This is a genomic window from Nodosilinea sp. LEGE 06152, from assembly GCF_015207525.1.
GTDB lineage: Bacteria > Cyanobacteriota > Cyanobacteriia > Phormidesmidales > Phormidesmidaceae > Nodosilinea.
On record NZ_JADEWR010000033.1, the window covers coordinates 1 to 18,436 of the forward strand.

The window sequence follows — 18,436 nt, forward strand, 5'->3', positions numbered from 1 at the left end:
GGGGGGGGGGGGGGGGGGGGGGGGGGGGGGGGGGGGGGGGGGGGGGGGTAGGAGGGTAGGAGGGTAGGAGGGTGGATGGATAGGAGGGTGGGTGTTCTGCATTGGGCGACTCGCCTACACGCCCACTCGCCCACTCGCCTACCCTAACGGGTCTCTGCTTTGGCCGCAGATCCTTCGCCAATTCTGCCAGTTGCGCAATATGCTCCGGCCGGGTGCCGCAGCAGCCGCCGATTACCTGCACGCCTAGGTCTTCAATGAAGTGCATCAGCGACATGCGCAGCTCGGTGGGGGTGAGGCGGTAGACGGCGTGGCCGCCCACATTCTCTGGCAGACCGGCATTGGGGATGCAGGAGATCACAAAGGGCGACTGCTCGGCCAGGTGGCGCACGTGGTCTTTCATTAGGTCGGGGCCGGTGGCGCAGTTGAGGCCCAAGATGTCGATGGGGTAGGGCTCGAGAATCGCTAGCGCCGCCGCCATCTCGGTGCCGACCAGCATGGTGCCCTGCTGCTCCATAGTGACGGAGACCATCAGCGGCAGGCGCTTGCCGGTGGCGGTAAAGGCTTCCTCAATGCCGTTGAGGGCGGCTTTGATCTGCAGCACGTCCTGGCAAGTTTCCACCAGCATTAGATCGACACCGCCGTCGATCAGCCCTTTCGCCTGGTCGACGTAGGAGTCTTTGAGGGTGTCGAAGTCGATATGGCCCAGGGTGGGCAGCTTTGTGCCGGGTCCCATGGAGCCTGCCACAAAGCGGGGTTTCTCAGGAGTGGAGTATTCGTCGGCGACGCGGCGGGCCAGGGCGGCGGCGGTTTTGTTGAGTTCGTAGGCTTTGTCGGCCAGGTCGTACTCGGCAAGCACGATCGCAGTGCCGCCAAAGGTGTCGGTTTCGATCACGTCGGCCCCGGCTTCGAGGAACCCTCGGTGCACGGTTTCGACCGCCTTAGGGTTGGTGAACACCAAGTATTCGTTGCAGCCTTCGTACTCGGGGCCGCCAAAATCGTCGGCGGTCAGGTTTTGCACCTGGAGGTTGGTACCCATGGCCCCGTCGAAGACCATGACCGGGCGATCGGGGCTGTGGAGGCGATCGAGGAAGGCGTTAGACATGGGGCGCTAGACATACTGCTATACAGAGTCTTTATTATCGGCCATTGCCCTCAAAGTCGCCCAAAAGTCGGTAGATGCCGTTTTGAGGCAATTTGTGCGGAATGTGCCCCCCGATAGCCCCTCTTGTTAGCGACTTACTATATGCTTTGTCTGTAGCTATTCCGCACGATTTGACATCACAATGGGCCGACTTACCACCCACGTTCTTGACACAGCCTTGGGTAAACCTGCCGCCTCACTGCGGCTGACGGTCTGGGCCATTAATAAAGAGGCCGATATCAAGACGGCGCTAACCACTGTCGAAACCAACAGCGATGGCCGCACCGACGCCCCCCTGCTGGAGGGCGACGAGCTGCACAAAGGCACCTACGAGATTACCTTTGATGTGGCGGCCTACTTTGCCAAAACCGGCGCAGCTCTGTCGGAACCACCGTTTTTAGATCAAATTCCCGTTCGCTTTACGGTGGCCGACCCCAGCGGCAATTTTCATGTGCCGCTGCTGGTGTCGCCCTGGTCGTACAGTACCTACCGAGGCAGCTAGCCCCCGTCTAGGGCAGGGGCAACAACGGCGCGATCGCGACCTGCGGCTTTAGCCTGGTAGAGAGCAGCATCGGCAGCTCTCACCAGATCGTCAGGCTGAATGGTGTCAGAGGGTACCGCCACCGCCATCCCCACGCTGAAGCTGACGTAGGGGCTGGTGGGCGAGTTTTGATGGGGAATGGCGCGGGCTTTGAGGGTGCGGCGAATGCGGTTGAGAATGTGCATTGCTCCCTCGCGATCGGTGTTGGGCAATACCAGGGCAAACTCCTCGCCGCCGTAGCGAGCCGCCATATCGGCCGGACGGCGAATAACGGTATCGAGCACCCCGGCGATCGCCCGCAGACACTGATCGCCCAAAACATGCCCGTAGGTGTCGTTGTAGGCTTTGAAGTGGTCAACATCGCAGAGCACCACCGCTAGCGAGGTCTGCTCCCGGCGGCCCAGCTTCCACTCGTAGGCCAGCTTGTCGTCAAAGGCGCGGCGGTTAGAAATGCCGGTGAGGCTATCTTGCACCGCCATCGCCTGCAGAACCTGGTTATCGGCCAAAATTTGCTGCTCTAGCAGCTGCTCCTGGGCCAGCAGGGCGCTGAGCTTGAGGGCCTGCTGCCTGGCCCGCAGCAGCGACTCCACCCGCAGCAGCAGCTCAGTTTGATCCACGGGCATGGTAATCACATCGTCGACCTGCTGACGCAGCGAGGGCGTTAGCAAAGGCAGGTGGGCTCGCTTTAGCAGCAGCAAAAAGGGCAAAAAAACGGGGCTGGCCGCCTCCCGCTGGGCCGCAATGCGCTCTTTAAACCGACCCAAAAAGAGACTGTCAAAAATGCACAAATCATAGGCGCTGCCCCAGCTCCGCACATCTATGGGAGAGGTTTGCAGGCTGTAAAACTGCCCCAGCAATTTTGCCAGCAGCTGCTGATTTTGCTGATGCTCAATGCCTAAAAAGATGCGATATTGATAGCGGCTATCTAGATCGACAGGTGGCTCAGACGAGCCTTGGTCAGAATCAACGCTCATCATCAGACGATTTAATAAATTCAGGAACTCCGCTCAAGATGCCCCGCAGCTGAGTCAACGGCCGCCCCACCTTGATGCCGTAGCGCGAGATTTCAAACTCCCGTAAAGTCTTCTCAAAATCGCTGAGGCGCTTCTTCAAAACGCCGATCGCCCGCCGCATTTGGCCGCGAATTTCCAGGTATCGCAGAAAAATAATGTTGTCGGCCAGGTAGGACACGCCCAGCTCCGTCGCCTTGAAGTCGCCGGTAATCGACTCAACTTCGTTGGTCAGCAGGGTGGTAACGCCCTGACCCTTGAGGTACTGACAGAGGCTGTGGATATTGCGAATCAGGTCGTCGGCCTGAAAAGACAGCTTATAGCCCAGCACGCTGTCGATCATGATGATTTGGACATTGGCCTGTTCAACCTCCAGCCGCACCTGGTTGGCGAACTCGTCGGGGGAGTACAGCAGCGGGTCAACCTTAATTACCGCCAGGGTGCCCCGTTCGACCATGGCCCGCACCGGAATGTTAATGCCCTCGCAGCGGTTGAGCAGAGTCTCGACCGCCTCCTCAAACAGGTAGACGACCGAGCGATCGCCCCGCCCCGCCGCCTCTTTAATAAACTGCAAACCCAGGGTGGTTTTGCCCACGCCGCTGGGGCCGGAAATAATCGTGACGGTGCCGCTCTCGATGCCGCCGTTGAGCAGCTCGTCAATCTCAGGAATACCCGCCGGGCAAATTCGCCCCGGCGCGGCTGCCCCAGGACTTCCGCTAGAGACCAGCTGCGGAAACACGACCAGGCCGCGATCGCAGATGCGCATTGCATGGCGGCCCTTGCGAAACGAGCTACCCCGCAGTTTAGTCACCTCCAGAACCCGCCCATAGTCCTGTATTTGCAGGGTCATAATGCCATCGCTGATGAACTGCAAATCTTCATCGGGGGCTTCCTGACTGCCCTCGGAAGTAAACAGCACCGTCGCCCCAGCGGCGACTAAAAATCGCAGAAACCCCACTGCCTGCTGCCGAAACTGGTAGGCATCGGTAGAGAGGTAGCGCAGCTGAGTCATCGAATCGATAAACACCCGCTTGGGTTTGAGCGCGTTGACCTGCTCAACAATGCGCTCCGTTAGCGGAGTTTGTTCGACCTGGGCGGCGGCAAAAATGTCGTAGCCCTGGTTATGGACAAAAAAGTCGGCGCTGGGGCTTAAATCTAAGACCTCCACCGCATCGACCGCAAAGCCCGAGGCCGCACCATTGCGCCGCAGCTGATCGAGGGATTCTCCCAAACTGATAAACAGCCGGGGGGTACCATCGTCTAGATCGGCGGTGAGGAAATGCCACCCTAAAGTCGTTTTGCCGCAGCCTGGCCCTCCCCTAACCAAGTACGTCTGCCCCGCCGGTAGCCCTCCGTCCAAGACTTCATTGAGTCCCTTAATACCTGACGAAAGGCGATCATTCTCGTGCATTTTGGTCAAATCTACCTATTAGCTCAAAGCAGCAGCCGCTCCTCGCGCCTATCGGGTCAGGAGAGGCTTTAGCTCTTCATCGTGCCACCAAATGCTCCTGCTGAATGATTGATGATTGTAAATAATAGTGATTGCAAAAATGGGGCAGCAAGGGGGTTATTGCCCAGGTCGCTGAATAATCTGCTCCATCACCCGCTGCTTAGTTTTGGGATCGATGCCGATCAGCCGCACGTAGTCCTGGGCGTAGTCGCTCAGGCAGCGCTCCACTGCGGCGCTGGCGGTAGCCGCATCCTGCCCGGAGATGGCGGGGCCGCTCTGCCAGGCGTTGGTTTGAAACCGTCGCTTATCCACATGCTCAATGCCCAGGCGATAGCCCTGGGAGAGAATGGCGTTGATTTGCTGGCGCAGGTCGGGGGGGAGGGTGGATGGGGGGGAGGGTGGATGGGTAGGAGCGTAGATGGGTGGGGTAGGGGAGTAGATGGACTGGGAGGAATCGGGCATGGGGCACGAGCCGCCGTTGCCGTTGCTAGACGGCCTGACGGCATCGCCCCCGGTAGCACCCTCAGCAGCGGCGGGGGTGTCGTTGGGGTTGTAGGCACGGTAGAAGCTGTCTGAGGTGGGCGCTGAGGATGCCCCCGGCATAGCCCCCTGCAGGACGCGGTTGTATTCGTTGGCCAGGCGCATGTCGCTGACGCGGCGCTGCTCGCGCACCAGGCGATCGCCCACCTCAATTAAATGCGACAGGCTAAAGTCGGGCTTGCGGAAGGTGGGCGGCGTGGTAGTGTTAACCACGCTGCGAGAGACGTTCTCTAACCCCACAGAATAGATGAAGTCGCGGATTTGCTCGTTGTAGATCTGGGCTCGCACGGCACCAAAGAAGTCGATCGCCTGGGTGGGAAAGGTATCGACCAGCGTATCGATGTCAGACTGGGAGAGTCTGTCAGGCTCAAAGATGCCGCCCACAATGCCGATGCGATCGCTGCGGTCTGGCTCCCAGTAAAACTTCTCCATGCGGCCGTCGCGAATCAGCGGCGCGTAGAGGGTCGAGAGGTCATTGCCGGTGAGAATAATCGGCACCCGCTGAATCTCGTTTTCGTCGTAGCTGCCGGGAAGCTGAACATTGGTGGGGTTGTCGGCAATGTTCATCAGGGTGTTGTTGACCAGCTGGGTGTTGACGGTGTACTGGGTGAGGGCGTCGAAGCGGCCCGCCCCAGCGTCAATGTCGTTGATCATTAGCACGGCCATTTTGCCCCGCACCCGCACCAGTTCGGCGGCCTCGCGGTAGCGCAGGCGAATTAGCCGGGCCGGGTCGCCTGCGTCGGGGCTTTCTAGCTCGCCACCTGAGATGTGTACGACCTCAATGCCCATGCGCTCGTACACCAGCTCGCACTGAAAGGTTTTGCCCTCGCCCTTGCGGCCGTGCACGCCCAAAATCAGCGGAATTTTGACCTGGGGCAGCTTCAGGTAGTTTTTGGTGATGTGCACCGCCAGCTTTTCGAGAAACCGGGGGGAGAGATAGTAGGCCATAGGGGGTGTGGGCGATGGAGGAGCGGGAATAAAAGCGGAGTCTGGGGCTAGCGATTCGCCACCCCCGGCAAAAAAGTATCAGCTTTTACATTATCTCGCGGCGGGGCGCAGGCAATGGTTCAAAAGGCTGAAGGGGAACATAAGCGATCGCTATAGGTGAGCATAGGGCGTGTGATCAATTCTGGGGCTAAAGTCCTTATTCCCATCAGCGTTGCCACGCCTGATCCCCAAAAACAGGCCAGGGGCCGTCCCTCCTGTGTGGGTTGAAAACACGGCCCAGCCACCAAATGTCGCCAGTCCCGGTGCGATAATAGACGAAAGACGGCATTCCACCATCATCAAGCGCCACGGAACTTAGAGTAAGGCTCATGGAACCAACCATCACCCTCAACGCCCAAGCCCTTAAAGCGCTAATCAAAGAGAGCGTTCGGGAAGTTATGCGCGAAGAGTGGTTAAAGTTTTTTGAACTGTTAACGCCCTACGTAGATGATGAGGAACAGGCCGATATTGAAGCAAGTTTCTCCCCCAGCGACTACGAAGACAAGGATTTTATTGACGTAACCGGCTGGTTTGGCGATGAAAGTCAAACTCAGTAAATCAGCAGATCGGTTTCTGAAACAGCTAGAACCAAAGCTTGCGGCTCTGTTTTGGCAAAAATAGGCATTCTCAAGACTTGCCTCGAAACCCAAAAAATCTATCCACCCGAAGAACTAGATATCAAAAAGCTCAAGGGAGGGCTAGAGCAGTTTTCTAGGATTCGCGTCGGTAAGGTGCGCGTCATCTTTCAAATCAGGACAGACGACGACGAGATTTTTATTTACGACATCGCTTACAGAGGCAATAGCTACGAAAAGTAGAGCACTGCCAGCATCGAGCTGAGCTGGCAGACAATGCTAGACCGCATATTGGGTAGCGACAGGATTCTGTAAATTAAGGCGTAGCGACAGGCAGCGTGGTCTTAAACAGTTCCAGAACCTGCTCCCAGGCGTCGCGGGCGGCGGCGGGGTTGTAGCTGGCTCGCTGATCGCAGAAAAAGCCGTGGTCGGCACCGGGGTAGCGCACGATTTTGTGGGGCACGCCGTGCTCGCTCAGGGCCGCTTCGATCTGGTCAACCTCCTGGGCCGAAATCAGCGCGTCGTTTTCGCCAAAGAAGCCGTAGAGGGTGCCGCCGATCTTAGAGGTGCGGCTGAGGGTGGGCTCGCCGCCGCCGGGGGTTAGGGTGGCAATGCCTGCGCCGTAGAATGACGCGGTAGCCTTCACCTCCGGCAGGGTAGCGGCCAGGTAGGCGACGTGGCCGCCAAAGCAAAAGCCAATGCAGCCAACGCCATCGGGGGCGACGTTGTCTTGACTGTAGAGGTAGGCGATCGCCCCCTGCACATCGGCCAGCAGTTCTGCGGCCTTGGTGCCCTGTTTGTAGGTGCGGCCCAGGGCCAGGTCCTCCTCGTCGTAGCCCACCTCAAACCTGGGGGCCTGACGGTGGTAGATGTGGGGGGCGATCGCCACATAGCCTGCCCCGGCGACTCTCTCGACCACCTCGCGAATGTGGCTGTTGACGCCAAACACTTCTTGGATCACCACCACGGCTCCAAACCGGCCGGGGCGCGAGGGGGCGGCCAGGTAGGCCAAAATTTCGGTATCGCCGCTGGGAATGGCAATAGTTTCGGTACGTACTAGAGAAGTCATGGCAGGATTGCCCATAGTCGTCACGTTTACTTTAACCTCAGGGTTTAGCGCCGGGGTTTAAGCGCTGGGCTGGGGGCGATCGCTCGGCCGTCGACCCCCAACCTCGGTCAGGAGATCTACAATTGTCAAAAAAATCAATATGTCAAAAATCATTGCGGCAGCCGCAGCGGTCGGCCAGAACCCGGCGACTTTTCTAAAATTCGTCCTAAATTAGCAGTATGGCCGGTGTATATAGACTGAGTTTGTTGAAATTGTGTTGTCTAGCGACAGCCGGGAGGTAGTTTGGTGGTGCAGTTTCACATTCAGCCCGACAGCGAGATTCCGGCGTCGACCCAGCTTTACGACCAGATTTGGTTTGCGATCGCATCGCGGCAGTACCCACCTGGCTACCGACTGCCCAGCACCCGGCAGCTGGCCATGCAGACGGGGCTGCACCGCAACACCATCAGCAAAGTTTACCGTCAGCTCGAAGATGCCGGGGTGGTCGAGGCCATGCCCGGCTCTGGCATCTACGTGCGCGAGCAAAACAGCACCGAGAGCGCCCGCCCCCAAACCGTGCTGTGGGCCGAGTTTCCCCAAGCCCGCGACGTGGTCGAGTCGGGTCTCGACGAGCTGCTGCGCCAGGGCTGCTCACTCAACCAGGCGCGAGAATTGTTTTTGGCCGAAATCGACTGGCGGCTGCGCTGTAGCGCTCGGGTGCTGGTGACGGCTCCGAGTCAGGACATTGGGGCCGGGCAGCTAATGGTGCGCGAGCTAGAGAGCGCGCTGCACATTCCGGTGCAGCTGGTGCCGCTCGAAGAGCTCGACATGATTTTGGCCCAAACGCGATCGGGTACGGTGGTTACCAGCCGCTACTTTATTAGTGAGGCGGAGGCGATCGCCGCGCCCAAGTCGGTGCGGGTGATTCCGGTCGATATTTATGACTACAAAAAAGAGCTGGGCCTGCTGAAGGATCTGCCCAAGGGCACCTGCCTGGGTATGGTCAGCGTTAGCACCGGCATTTTGCGGGCGGCGGAGGTGATCAGCTACAGCCTGCGGGGCGACGAGATTTTGTTGATGTCGGCCCAAACCGACGACACCTACAAGCTCAACGCCGTCATCCATAGCGCCCAGACCATTGTGGTATTTGACGAGGCTAGCTTGCCCTCGGTCAAAGAGGCGATCGCCGAAGCCCGCGAAGACTTAATTCGCCCGCCCAAGCTGGTGGTCTGCGACAACTACATTGGCGAAAAGTCGATCAACCTGCTCAAGCGCGAGCTGGGGCTAGACTAAGCTTTTCGAGCGAGCGCTCCACGCCGCTCACGCTCGAAAAGCTGTTGCTGTGGGTGCTGGCCCGCCGTAGTTCCTGGCGTTTTATCGACTGCGATCGCTGGCGACGGAGCCTTTGGCTCGGCTACGCCTGCGCCCCTAGAGTTTGGCCTTTTAGAAATTGGGGATACACGACAGGGACCGGCGCTGAAAATAGCCGTTCTGTCGACTTCGCTCAAGGAACAGTTACAAACCTATCCCCTTCGACCCAACCGGCTACTCCCCCTACAGGCGATGCCCAAACCGCCAACCATCCTCAGGATAGGAACGTGATTGAACGATTTCTATCTCTAGACTTGCTATGCGCCAACTGTTGATTCAAGCGCCCTGGGGCTGCGGCCAGACGGTGCTGCAAAAGGCCCAGGCTTGCCGGGGCACTAACCTAGCCCAGTGGCAGACCACGGGTGATACGCCCCACGACATAGTGCTGGTGCATGTCTCCAATCAGCGAGTAGAGCCGCTGCTAGAGGCGCTTCAGGATCTGCCGGAGCTAAGGGTTACCCTGCTGCCGAGCGGGGTTATGGCTCTGCATCCTCCCGCCGAGCAGGCGGCGGAACAGGTCACCCAGGTGGAGGAGCGCAGCCCGATTGAGATTTTTCTGGCCGGGCTGCAGAGCGTGGGCTCGTGGAAAGGGTTTTTGAGCTATGCCGCGATCGCAGGCGTGGTCGTCTGGATTGGGCTGTTTACAAACACCAACTATCTGCTGGTAGCGGCGATGCTAATTGCCCCCTTTGCCGGACCCGCCATGAATACGGCGATCGCCTCGGCCCGGGGCGATCGCCACCTGATTGGCCGCAGCGTGCTGCGCTACTTCATTGCTCTGCTGGTCACTATTGGGGTGGCGGCCCTGCTCAGCCTGGTGTTTCGGCAGCAGATTGCCACCCCGCTGATGATCGATAACAGCCAGATTTCAGCGGTGGCGGTGCTGCTGCCCCTGGCGGCAGGGGCGGCGGGGGCAGCCAACCTGGTGCAGTCTGAGCGCAGCAGCCTGGTTTCGGGCACGGCTACCGGCATGCTGGTGGCCGCCTCGCTAGCTCCCCCGGCGGGCATTATCGGCATGTCGATGGCCATTGGCCGCTGGGATATGGTGGTCAACGGGGTGTTTCTGCTGCTGCTGCAGCTCAGCGGCATTAACCTGTCGGCGGCAGTTTTGTTCCGCACCTTTGGGCTATCTACCCAGGGGGCGCGCTACCGGCGGGGCAAACGCGGGGTGTTTCCGGTGGCGCTAGGGGTAAGTGCGATCGCGATCGCCGCGTTGCTCACCTGGCAGCTGTCAAACCCGCCCAGTTTAGAGCGCTCCAGTCGCGCCCAGCGGGCCAATGCCGAGGTGCAAACCGTCATTCAGCAATTTCCCCAGGTCGACTTGGTAGAGTCAACGTCCCGGTTTACTCGATCCAGCATTCAGGGCCAAAACACACTGCTGTCTGAGATCTACGTGCAGCGCCAGCCCGGCAGTGATGACTCTGACGCCGCGATTCGAGCTGAGCTGACCCAGGCGATTCAAACCCACTTGCTCGACCAGGGGTTTGATGTGACGCCGCTGGTCAGCATCAGTGTTTTAGAAGCCCCTCCTTCTCGTAATTGATCCACCAGGCCCATTAGCCCGCTGAAGATAGAGGTCAAATCCCTTATTCTTCTATAAGCTGGCAGAGATATTATTCTCTAGCTTCATGAATTTTGACTATTCTCCCATTTGGGAAAAAATTCAGGCGATGGCCAACGGCTTTCTGGCGTTATTGCCCAACATCGCCTTGGCCATTGTCGTATTTTTGATCTTCTTTTTAGTTGCCAAGGGCATTCGAACAACGGTTAGGCGACTGACGCAGCGGCAGCGGCGCACTCGAAATGTGGGCCTGGTTCTGGGACGTTTGGCCCAGGGTAGTACCGTTTTGGTCGGTCTTTTTGTCGCCCTCTCAATTATTATTCCATCGCTGCAGGCCGGAGACCTAATTCAGCTTTTGGGTATCAGCGGGGTTGCCATCGGTTTTGCTTTTCGGGATATCTTGCAAAATTTCCTGGCGGGCATTCTAATTTTGCTGACCGAGCCGTTTCAAATTGACGATCAGATTATCTTTAAAGAATTTGAGGGCACAGTCGAGAACATTGAAACTCGCGCTACCACCATTAGAACCTACGACGGCCGCCGCATAGTAATTCCCAATTCGGAGCTGTTTACCAATTCGGTTTTGGTCAACACTGCCTTTGAAAACCGCCGTCTGGAGTACGACGTCGGCATTGGCTATGGCGATGATATCGAAACCGCCAAAGACCTAATTCTCGAAGCTGTGCACGACACAGACGGGGTACTGCCTCACCCCGCACCCGACGTGATTGTCGTCGACTTGGCCGATAGCACGGTCAACCTGCGCGCCCGCTGGTGGGTGCAGCCACCCCGCCGCGCCGACGTGCTCGACCTGCAAGATCAGGTACTCACAAACATTAAAAATAAGCTAACGGCGAACGGTGTTGATATGCCCTTCCCTACCCAGCAAATTTTGTTCCACGACCAGACCGAGGAAACAGACGGCGATCGCACCCGTCAGCGCGAGGGCTGGCCCGTCCGCAGAGGCGAGGCACCCCAGCCGCGCAGCATCGGAGGCTCGCTGCGCCAGCTAGCTGAACTGAACTCAGACGGCAAGGGGCGTTCGGCCAACCGGGCTTAGATTGTTCCAGCTCAATGCTGAGCCAAAGTTTTACGGCAACAGTCCCAACGGGGCCAGTCTGCGACCTCTAAAGGGACGTTGATTGAGATGGAATACGCTTAACGGCTGGGCCAATTCAATTACCACCGTCTTAACCTTTCTCGATCTCGGTCCGTTCATGAAACATATCAAGCTCAGCAAATTTTGGGATAGCCTGCGATCGAGCTACTGGTTTTTGCCAACGCTCATGGCTGCTGAGGCGATCGCATTGGCGTTTTCTCTGCTAGCCCTAGACCGCTCAAAATCTGTCGATATTAGCGCCTTTAGCTGGATCTACCAGGGCGGAGCCGATGGGGCACGGGCAGTGCTGTCGGTCATTGCGGGGTCAATGGTGACCGTAGCCGTTACTGCCTTTTCAATTACCGTTGTGGCCCTGCAGCTGGCGTCGTCCCATTTTGGGCCGCGCCTACTGCGCAACTTTATGCAGGATCAGGGCAATCAGATCGTGCTAGGCACCTTCATTGCCACGTTTATCTACTGTTTGCTGGTGCTGCGTACCATTCGGGGAGAAGACTATCAACTGTTTGTGCCCCAGATATCAGTGACGGTGGGGGTTTTGCTAGCCATAGCCAGCATTGGGGTGCTGATTTACTTTATTCACCACGCTTCTACCATCATTCAGGTATCCCACGTGATTGCCGAAGTCAGCCACGATCTAGAGCGAGTCACGAACCGTCTGTTTCCAGATGCCCTAGGCCACGAACTCAACCAACAGGACGAGAGCGCCGGGGATATGCCTACCGATTTTGCAGCCGCCGCCCGGCCCGTGCGGTCTAAGCAAACGGGCTACCTGCAAGGGATTGAAGATGAGACCCTGATGCAGGTGGCCTGCGATGAAAATCTCTTGCTTCAGGTCAAGGCCTATCCAGGCGCTTTCATTATCGAGGGTAGCCCCCTGGTGATGGCCTACCCGGCCAATCGCATTACCGACCACCTCGACAAGCAGATTAATCAAGCGTTTATCATGGGCCGCGAGCTAACTGAGCAGCAGAACGTCGCGTTTCCAATTGAGCAACTGGTCGAAATTGCCCTTCGGGCCTTGTCTCCCGCCGTCAATGATCCATTTACGGCCATTCGCTGTATCGATCGGTTGGCAGAAGGGCTGGCGCGGCTTGCCGACCGTGAGCTGCCGTCTCCCTACCGCTACGACCAGTCGCGCACCCTGCGGGTAATTGCGGCCCCGGTAAACTTTGAGACCCTGGCAGATACAGCCTTTAACCAAATCCGCCAGTACGGCAGCGCCGACAGCGTCGTAGTGGGTCGGCTGATGGCGGCGATCGCCGCCATTGCCCCGTTTACCCGCCACTTTAAACAGCGCTACATCCTGCAGCAGCACCTTGAAGCCATCTGGCACAGTAGCCAACAAAACTTCGATTACCAACAGGACCTAAAAACTATAGAAAAGCAGTACCACGCAGCCCTAGCGGCACTACAGCAGCCCCAGTCAGCCGCTAAAACAATGCTCTAGATCTCGACTCCAAATCTCAAACAGACATAGAAAACATGTGCGAAAATTCGCTCTCTGGCACGCTCTCTAGCCGTCTTCTTTATGTCTAAAGACAGATACGCCATACTGCCTCTTTGACAGACGACAGATAACCCTACAAGCGACTATAAGTGTGTTAAGTAAAAAAGCAACTGGCGATCGCAACAGTGAAATATCGACTATCGATGTAAGTAGTTAATGCGCTAAAGAAATTCTGCCTTTAGAATCGCCAACGAGGCATTTTATTCAGCAGCTCTTCAGCGATAGTCGTGTTGAAGTTTGGAGTAGACGATTATGATTCAGCCAACTAGCAAAAAAAACGGTTTTGGCAACGATCAGCCGCTCAGCGGTTCTTCTAGAAAACAAAAATTTCTCCGGAGTACGCTTGCTCTCGGTCTAATTGCCGGACTGATGGGGGCCTGTGCTGAAAGCGCCCCTCAAACCGAAACCGCCGACGGCACAACGAATGTGCAAACCGAGGAAATCACCGAAAATACCGAAGGCTACATCGGTCAAATCGTCACCATCAGGAGTGCGCCCGTTGAGAAGGTAGGCGATAATTCCTTCACTGTTAGCGATGAACAGTTCTTTGGCAGTGAGCCTATCCTGGTCATCAATGCATCAGGCGAACCCCTGCTGCTGCCGGAAGACAATGTTGAGGTGCAGGTAACTGGAGAAGTTCGTAACTTCCTGATTTCAGAGACCGAGCAAGAGTTTGACTTAACCCTTGATCCAAACCTCTATCAAGACTACGAAGAGCAGCCTGTTATTATTGCTCAATCCATTGCTCTGGCTCCAGAACCGGGCGAAATCACCAGCAATCCTGAGCAGTACTACGGCGAAACGCTAGCCGTAACTGGCGAAGTGGAAGATATTCAGAGTGGGGCTGCTTTCACCCTGGATGAAGACCGACTCTTGGGTTCAGAAGATTTGCTGGTTATCTATGCCTCGCCTAGGGATGGGGTTCAGCAGCCTCAGCCTTCGGCCCAGCTGCCTACGATCGCTGACGGTGAAGAAGTTGCCGTCACTGGCACACTGCGTCCCTTTGTGGTCGCTGACTTTGAGCGCGACTACGACCTAGGCTGGGATCTAGAACTGCAGGAACAGCTAGAGGCTGAATACAGCAATCGGCCTGTTCTGGTCGCCACAGGCATCTATCCTTCGGCTATTCCCGAAGACTAATATCATACGAAATCCGCATTGAGAACCCCTGATTTAGAACAGGGATCTCGCAGGGGCGTTGCAGTGTAATGCCCCTACAAACTGGCTGTAACCCAATAGGATTCGGTATCAGTCCGTAGCGCTTGAGCAAAATGCGATGGTCTTTAGCTGTTCCCCAGTTTGAGCCCGTCGCATTTTTTCTGCACTGCCACCAGTTTCTTTAAAGAAGCAATACATGACGTGGGAGGAGCAGCAAAAGCCGCGGGGCTGGCTCAAGTTGATGACGTTTTCGAACACCTTGGCAGGGGAGGCGCTATTATAGCCATCGCCAGGACAGTTAGGACATGCCAGAGGTTCTGGAGCGATGGCTATACGCCAATTCGCCGCCCGAGTTTTCGCCAATAGTGGTTACTGATGTCCTAAGCGAACTGGCCACCGCTATAGCAGCGCTTTCCTTTTTAATCTTGGGGGCTTGCTACGAGGCTGACACCCTGTACCAATCGCCACATGTTGCCTCAGGCGTTTAGGCCTTTGGCGCTCACATTTTGGTCAACGGTGCTGGCCGGCGTATAGCCATCGATTCAGAGGGTACAAGTCGTGTCCTAACCGTTCTGGCGATGGCTTGGCTATAGCAGCGGCGGGGCGTGAGGCAGGCGTCTCTAAACCTCCAGCCGCACGGGGGTAATCCCCTCGCGCAGGGGCCGCTGTTGTTGAGTCCAGACCCGCTTCACCAGAGGCCCAACCAGGGGCGAAAACTGGCTGAGCCCCTGGCGCAAAACTTCAAATCGACGCAGGAGTTCCCCCCGGCTGGCTTCGTGAGCCTGCAGTTTTTGGGCCTGAATAATCTCAGGTTCGCGCTCTGCCTGAATACTGACCAGGGCGCGATCGATCGCCGCTGAGGCCGCATTCTCCGACCGTTGCAGCACTGGTACCAAATGATTGATGGCGACAATCACGTCGCGCAGGGCCAGGTTAATGCCCTGGGCGCGCACGGGCGACATGGGGTGGGCCGCATCGCCCAGCAGCAGCAGGCCGGGGCGATGCCAGCGATCGCAGCGACCAACCACGACCGAGAGCCGTAGGGGCGACGAAATGTTGTCTCCTACGGCTCGAAAGTGCTCAACTAGCTCCGGTGGCACCAGGGCGGCGAAGGTGGTGGCCCAGTCTTTTTGCTCGGTGGGTTCCTCCGGTGCGATCGCCCAGGCTAGATGCATTTTGCCCTCCTCGGCTCCGTGAAAAAGGCTGAAGACTCGACCACTCTTGACCACGGTGCAAAAGCGATTGTCGGCGGCATAGCCCGATGGCGCAGGAAGCTTAAACCACAGCACATCGATACTTTTAGGCTGGGTTTTTAGGGTTAGCTCAGCCTTTTGGCGAATCACGGAGGCGCGACCGTCCGCCCCAATCACTAGATCGGCCTGGAGGGTGCGACCGTCGGTAAGGTGAACGCCTGTGACGCGATTTTCGGTTTGGGAGGCTTCGCCATCGCTCTGCCACAGCAGATCTTTTACGGTCGTTCCGGCTATCCACTCAAAGTTGGGGTTGCGCTGGGCGGCTTGCACTAGGGCTTCCAGCAGCGGCGGTTGCGAAACCAGGGTGCAGGGGCGAGCTGAACCTAAGGGCTCGTCGACGCGGAAGAGGCGGCGATCGTTAAGCCAAAATTCCCAGGCGCTCAGGGGGCGATGGGGGATGGTTTTTAGCAGCGGGTTTAGGCCCATTTGGCTGAGGGCATCAAGGCCACTGGGCATCAGCGCTTCACCGCGAAACTGGCGCTTAAAGTCGCGGGCAGCTTCAATCAGGGTGATTGGGACGCCGCGCTGGGCTAGCATTAGGGCCAGCGTGGCCCCGGTAGGGCCTGCGCCAACGATGACCACTTTGGGCATGGGGGTGTTTCTGATCAGAACTCCGTTCAGGATAGCGCTCGGCAGCGAGACGTAGGGTGGGCAGTGCCCACCATCAACTGGGGCAAAAGCGGCAACTGCTGCGGCGCGTAATCATGGGAGCAAACCCAAATCTGCCGCTGGGGCCATTTCGCTGGCCCCAGACCCCCATCGACAAGGACGTTCCGTCGTCCTTGACCTCACGGAAAGGAGAGATCGCTCATCGGTTTAAACTGCCGTTCTGCAAATTGGGCTGTTGGTAGTCATAAACTCTGCGGTTTTGGGCAAACCTCTTGCCTGTTTCAACACCTTGCGTAGGGGCGAACGACTGTTTGCCCTGGTCTCAATTTATGATTCAATTCAGCAACATCTAAAATCGAAAATTGAAATCGTTCTACCGGTCAAGCGAATCGTACTGCTCGCCAACCCAGGGCATGGTGGCCAAGTCTTCGAAGGTGACCTGGCGATCTTTTTCGAGGGCTTCAATGCGTCGCTTTTCGGCGTAGATCTGGCGCTGGTACTCGGCGAACTGCTCTGGGGCGGTGGTGCAGTCGGTCTTTTCCCACAGGGCCAAAAAGTGGCGATAGCGCTTTTCGCAAAGGTTTTTTTCCATGCAGGCAGCGGCGGCGCGGATGACCAGCGGGGCACGGAGAATGTCGCGCTTGGTCTTTTCGCTCAGGTGCATGAGGGTTTGCAGGGGTGTGGTGGCCAGGCCGGTGTCGGCTAGCTGGTTGCGCAGCAGGCCCACCAAATCAACGCGGGTGTCGACGGTGTCGGTGAGCAGTCGCTGCATCTGCCGCCACAGGGCGCGGTGGTGGGAGTAGCTAAACTGCAGGTCGCGGTCTTCGAGCACCTGACAAATTTCATCGCGGTAGGCGGCGGCATGGAGAAAAATTCGCAGCAGGGAGGCTTCGGCTTGTTCTAGGGAACTGGCGCTGGGGGTGGTCGCAGGGGCCGATCGCGGGGGGGCTTCTGAGGRGGTGGTGCGGCGCTGGCGACGCACCTGGGTAACGAGGTTTTCGGCCAGTAGGGGCACCAGGCGGCTGTCGCCGTTGCTAAAGATCTCGGCGCAGTAGCGCACGTAGTGGGTGCGGGTGTCGGCGTTGGCGATATCGCTGAGCAGCTTGACCACCGCCTGACTGGTCTGCTGAAACTGGTCGGCCTGGCGCAGGTCTTTACCGCTGATCAAGTTATGGATCTGCCAGTCAATCCAGAGCGGGGCGGCTTCAATCAGGGCGCGATAGTCATCAGCGCTGTGCTGCCGCAAAAACTCGTCGGGGTCTTTGCCATCGGGAATGTTCAGCACCCGCAGCTGCACGTCGCCCCGGTAGGCCATCTCTTCGACTTCGCCGATCGCCCGCTGGGCAGCCTTCACCCCGGCGACATCGGCATCAAAGTTGAGCAAGATTTGCTTCGATTCGGTGTAGCGCAGCAGCTGGCGCACCTGGGCCGCATTCAGGGCCGTACCCAGGGCGGCGACGGAGTTTTCTAAACCGGCGGCGTGGAGGGCGATCACATCGAAGTAGCCTTCGACCACGATCGCTCGGTCGTCTTTGGCGATCGCCGCCCGGGCCAGGTCCAGCCCGTACAGCGTTTTGCCCTTGTCGAATAGCTCGGTATCGGGGGAGTTGAGGTACTTGGGCTTTTCGTCCCCCAGGGCGCGGCCGCCAAAGCCAATTACCCGGCTCTGCCCATCGCGAATCGGGATCATGAGGCGATCGCGGAAGCGATCGTAAAACCCATCGCCCTTTTGGCGCGGCACAATCAGCCCGGCCTGCTCGACCAGCGCCACCGGGTAATGCTTTTGCTCAACCAGGTAGCCGTAGAGGGTCTGCCAGCCCCCCGGCGCAAACCCCAGCTGAAACTGCTGAATGGTTGCATCGCTCAACCCCCGCTCGTAGAGGTAGGCCAGGGCCGAAGCACCGTCAATCTGCTGGAGGGCGTGCTCGTAAAATTTTGCCGTCAGCGCCAAAATCTCGTAGAGCTGCTCCCGCAGGGTAAGCTGCCGCTGCAGTTCCTGGCGCTTGGCGGGCTCTAGGGTGGTGACAGGCACCTGGTAGCGCTGGGCCAAATCCAGCACCACGTCGGCAAAGGAGCGCTTGTTCAGCTCCATCAAAAACTTAAAGGCGTTGCCCCCCGCCCCGCAGGAAAAGCAGTAGTAAAACTGCTTGCCGGGGCTGACGCTAAAGCTGGGCGACTTGTCTTCGTGGAAGGGGCACAGGCCGACGAAATCTTTGCCCTGCTTCTTGAGCACCACGTGCTGGGAGACCACATCGACAATATCGGCGCGATCGCGCACCGCTTCAATGGTGTCGGGGTGGAGGCGGGGGGTATCCATGGTGCGGGGGATGGGGCACTAGGGCTGAGGCTAGGAGGTAGACAAAGCGCTAGATGTTGGGGATGGGTTGATTGTAGTCGATCGGGGGGGAGGGAAGTAGGTGGGTGAGGAAGATGTGGGTAGGTAGGCGGGTGAGGGAGATCGGGGAGCGAGGAGGATGTAGACAGGGAGTGGCTTTTCGTAAGGTGGGAATAGTTTAAACCTAAAAACCCCCGAAGCTGGTGCCCTAGGGCTAGGGCCGGCTTCAG

Annotated in this window: 15 protein-coding genes; 8 read left to right on the forward strand and 7 right to left on the reverse strand. The window is 57.9% G+C overall.

Translation table 11 applies throughout. The annotated features are described in order from the left end of the window. The coding region (locus IQ265_RS27055; protein WP_228038566.1) for a homocysteine S-methyltransferase family protein at positions 1-1,102 on the reverse strand (1,102 nt) is incomplete at its 3' end. Between the two features lie 181 nt (positions 1,103-1,283). Between IQ265_RS27055 and uraH the strand changes: the two genes are divergently transcribed. Further along, a complete protein-coding gene (gene uraH / locus IQ265_RS27060) occupies positions 1,284-1,643 on the forward strand; it encodes a hydroxyisourate hydrolase (RefSeq protein ID WP_194053070.1) in 360 nt (119 codons plus the stop codon). Here the strand turns inward: uraH and IQ265_RS27065 are convergent. The 3 genes from IQ265_RS27065 to IQ265_RS27075 form a co-directional block, all read right to left on the reverse strand. Continuing rightward, a complete protein-coding gene (locus tag IQ265_RS27065; RefSeq protein ID WP_194053072.1) occupies positions 1,640-2,656 on the reverse strand; it encodes a diguanylate cyclase in 1,017 nt (338 codons plus the stop codon). The two genes, uraH and IQ265_RS27065, sit on opposite strands and share 4 nt — an antisense overlap. Beyond that, complete coding sequence (locus tag IQ265_RS27070; protein WP_194059490.1) at positions 2,646-4,103, reverse strand: ATPase domain-containing protein; 1,458 nt, start codon at positions 4,101-4,103, stop codon at positions 2,646-2,648. Before IQ265_RS27070 ends, IQ265_RS27065 begins: the two co-directional genes overlap by 11 nt. Positions 4,104-4,259: 156 nt before the next feature. Beyond that, on the reverse strand, positions 4,260-5,630 hold the full coding sequence (locus IQ265_RS27075) for a ribulose bisphosphate carboxylase small subunit (protein WP_194059492.1): 1,371 nt from the start codon (positions 5,628-5,630) through the stop codon (positions 4,260-4,262). A gap of 368 nt (positions 5,631-5,998) precedes the next feature. Here IQ265_RS27075 and IQ265_RS27080 point away from each other — a divergent pair, with 368 nt between their 5' ends. Together IQ265_RS27080 and IQ265_RS27085 are read left to right on the forward strand one after the other, a co-directional pair. Next, on the forward strand, positions 5,999-6,226 hold the full coding sequence (locus IQ265_RS27080; protein ID WP_194059494.1) for a hypothetical protein: 228 nt from the start codon (positions 5,999-6,001) through the stop codon (positions 6,224-6,226). A 51-nt stretch (positions 6,227-6,277) separates the two neighbouring features. Beyond that, the gene (locus IQ265_RS27085; RefSeq protein WP_228038568.1) at positions 6,278-6,487 is read left to right on the forward strand and encodes a cytotoxic translational repressor of toxin-antitoxin stability system; all 210 of its coding nucleotides are present in this window, start codon (positions 6,278-6,280) and stop codon (positions 6,485-6,487) included. A gap of 73 nt (positions 6,488-6,560) precedes the next feature. Here IQ265_RS27085 and IQ265_RS27090 read toward each other — a convergent pair whose 3' ends face one another. Continuing rightward, positions 6,561-7,313 (reverse strand): dienelactone hydrolase family protein, encoded by a 753-nt coding sequence (locus tag IQ265_RS27090; RefSeq protein WP_194059496.1) that lies wholly within the window; start codon positions 7,311-7,313, stop codon positions 6,561-6,563. A 285-nt stretch (positions 7,314-7,598) separates the two neighbouring features. Between IQ265_RS27090 and IQ265_RS27095 the strand changes: the two genes are divergently transcribed. From IQ265_RS27095 to IQ265_RS27115, 5 genes are all read left to right on the forward strand, one after another. Next, complete coding sequence (locus IQ265_RS27095; RefSeq protein WP_194059498.1) at positions 7,599-8,585, forward strand: GntR family transcriptional regulator; 987 nt, start codon at positions 7,599-7,601, stop codon at positions 8,583-8,585. Positions 8,586-8,922: 337 nt separating this feature from the next. Further along, a complete protein-coding gene (locus IQ265_RS27100; protein WP_194059500.1) occupies positions 8,923-10,206 on the forward strand; it encodes a DUF389 domain-containing protein in 1,284 nt (427 codons plus the stop codon). Positions 10,207-10,291: 85 nt separating this feature from the next. Beyond that, on the forward strand, positions 10,292-11,284 hold the full coding sequence (locus tag IQ265_RS27105; protein WP_194059502.1) for a mechanosensitive ion channel family protein: 993 nt from the start codon (positions 10,292-10,294) through the stop codon (positions 11,282-11,284). A 157-nt stretch (positions 11,285-11,441) separates the two neighbouring features. Next, positions 11,442-12,791 carry a DUF2254 domain-containing protein gene (locus IQ265_RS27110; RefSeq protein WP_194059504.1) on the forward strand — a complete coding sequence of 450 codons (1,350 nt, stop codon included), beginning with the start codon at positions 11,442-11,444 and terminating at the stop codon, positions 12,789-12,791. A gap of 429 nt (positions 12,792-13,220) precedes the next feature. Beyond that, complete coding sequence (locus IQ265_RS27115) at positions 13,221-13,991, forward strand: hypothetical protein (RefSeq protein WP_278002879.1); 771 nt, start codon at positions 13,221-13,223, stop codon at positions 13,989-13,991. A gap of 638 nt (positions 13,992-14,629) precedes the next feature. On the opposite strand, the gene IQ265_RS27120 is transcribed toward IQ265_RS27115, so the two are convergent. After that, positions 14,630-15,853, reverse strand: coding sequence for an FAD-dependent monooxygenase (locus IQ265_RS27120; protein ID WP_194059508.1), 1,224 nt, complete (start codon positions 15,851-15,853; stop codon positions 14,630-14,632). Positions 15,854-16,244: 391 nt separating this feature from the next. Further along, positions 16,245-18,188, reverse strand: a complete 1,944-nt coding sequence (gene dnaG / locus IQ265_RS27125; RefSeq protein ID WP_194059510.1) for a DNA primase — start codon at positions 18,186-18,188, stop codon at positions 16,245-16,247. Positions 18,189-18,436: the final 248 nt, after the last annotated feature.

Coding starts and splice junctions, on each gene's coding strand:
- IQ265_RS27100 (WP_194059500.1), top strand. CDS start 8,923: ATGCGCCAACTGTTGATTCAAGCGCCCTGGGGCTGCGGCCAGACGGTG.
- IQ265_RS27070 (WP_194059490.1), bottom strand. CDS start 4,103: ATGCACGAGAATGATCGCCTTTCGTCAGGTATTAAGGGACTCAATGAA.
- IQ265_RS27115 (WP_278002879.1), top strand. CDS start 13,221: ATGGGGGCCTGTGCTGAAAGCGCCCCTCAAACCGAAACCGCCGACGGC.
- IQ265_RS27080 (WP_194059494.1), top strand. CDS start 5,999: ATGGAACCAACCATCACCCTCAACGCCCAAGCCCTTAAAGCGCTAATC.
- IQ265_RS27120 (WP_194059508.1), bottom strand. CDS start 15,853: ATGCCCAAAGTGGTCATCGTTGGCGCAGGCCCTACCGGGGCCACGCTG.
- uraH (WP_194053070.1), top strand. CDS start 1,284: ATGGGCCGACTTACCACCCACGTTCTTGACACAGCCTTGGGTAAACCT.
- IQ265_RS27110 (WP_194059504.1), top strand. CDS start 11,442: ATGAAACATATCAAGCTCAGCAAATTTTGGGATAGCCTGCGATCGAGC.
- IQ265_RS27075 (WP_194059492.1), bottom strand. CDS start 5,630: ATGGCCTACTATCTCTCCCCCCGGTTTCTCGAAAAGCTGGCGGTGCAC.
- IQ265_RS27065 (WP_194053072.1), bottom strand. CDS start 2,656: ATGAGCGTTGATTCTGACCAAGGCTCGTCTGAGCCACCTGTCGATCTA.
- IQ265_RS27105 (WP_194059502.1), top strand. CDS start 10,292: ATGAATTTTGACTATTCTCCCATTTGGGAAAAAATTCAGGCGATGGCC.
- IQ265_RS27090 (WP_194059496.1), bottom strand. CDS start 7,313: ATGACTTCTCTAGTACGTACCGAAACTATTGCCATTCCCAGCGGCGAT.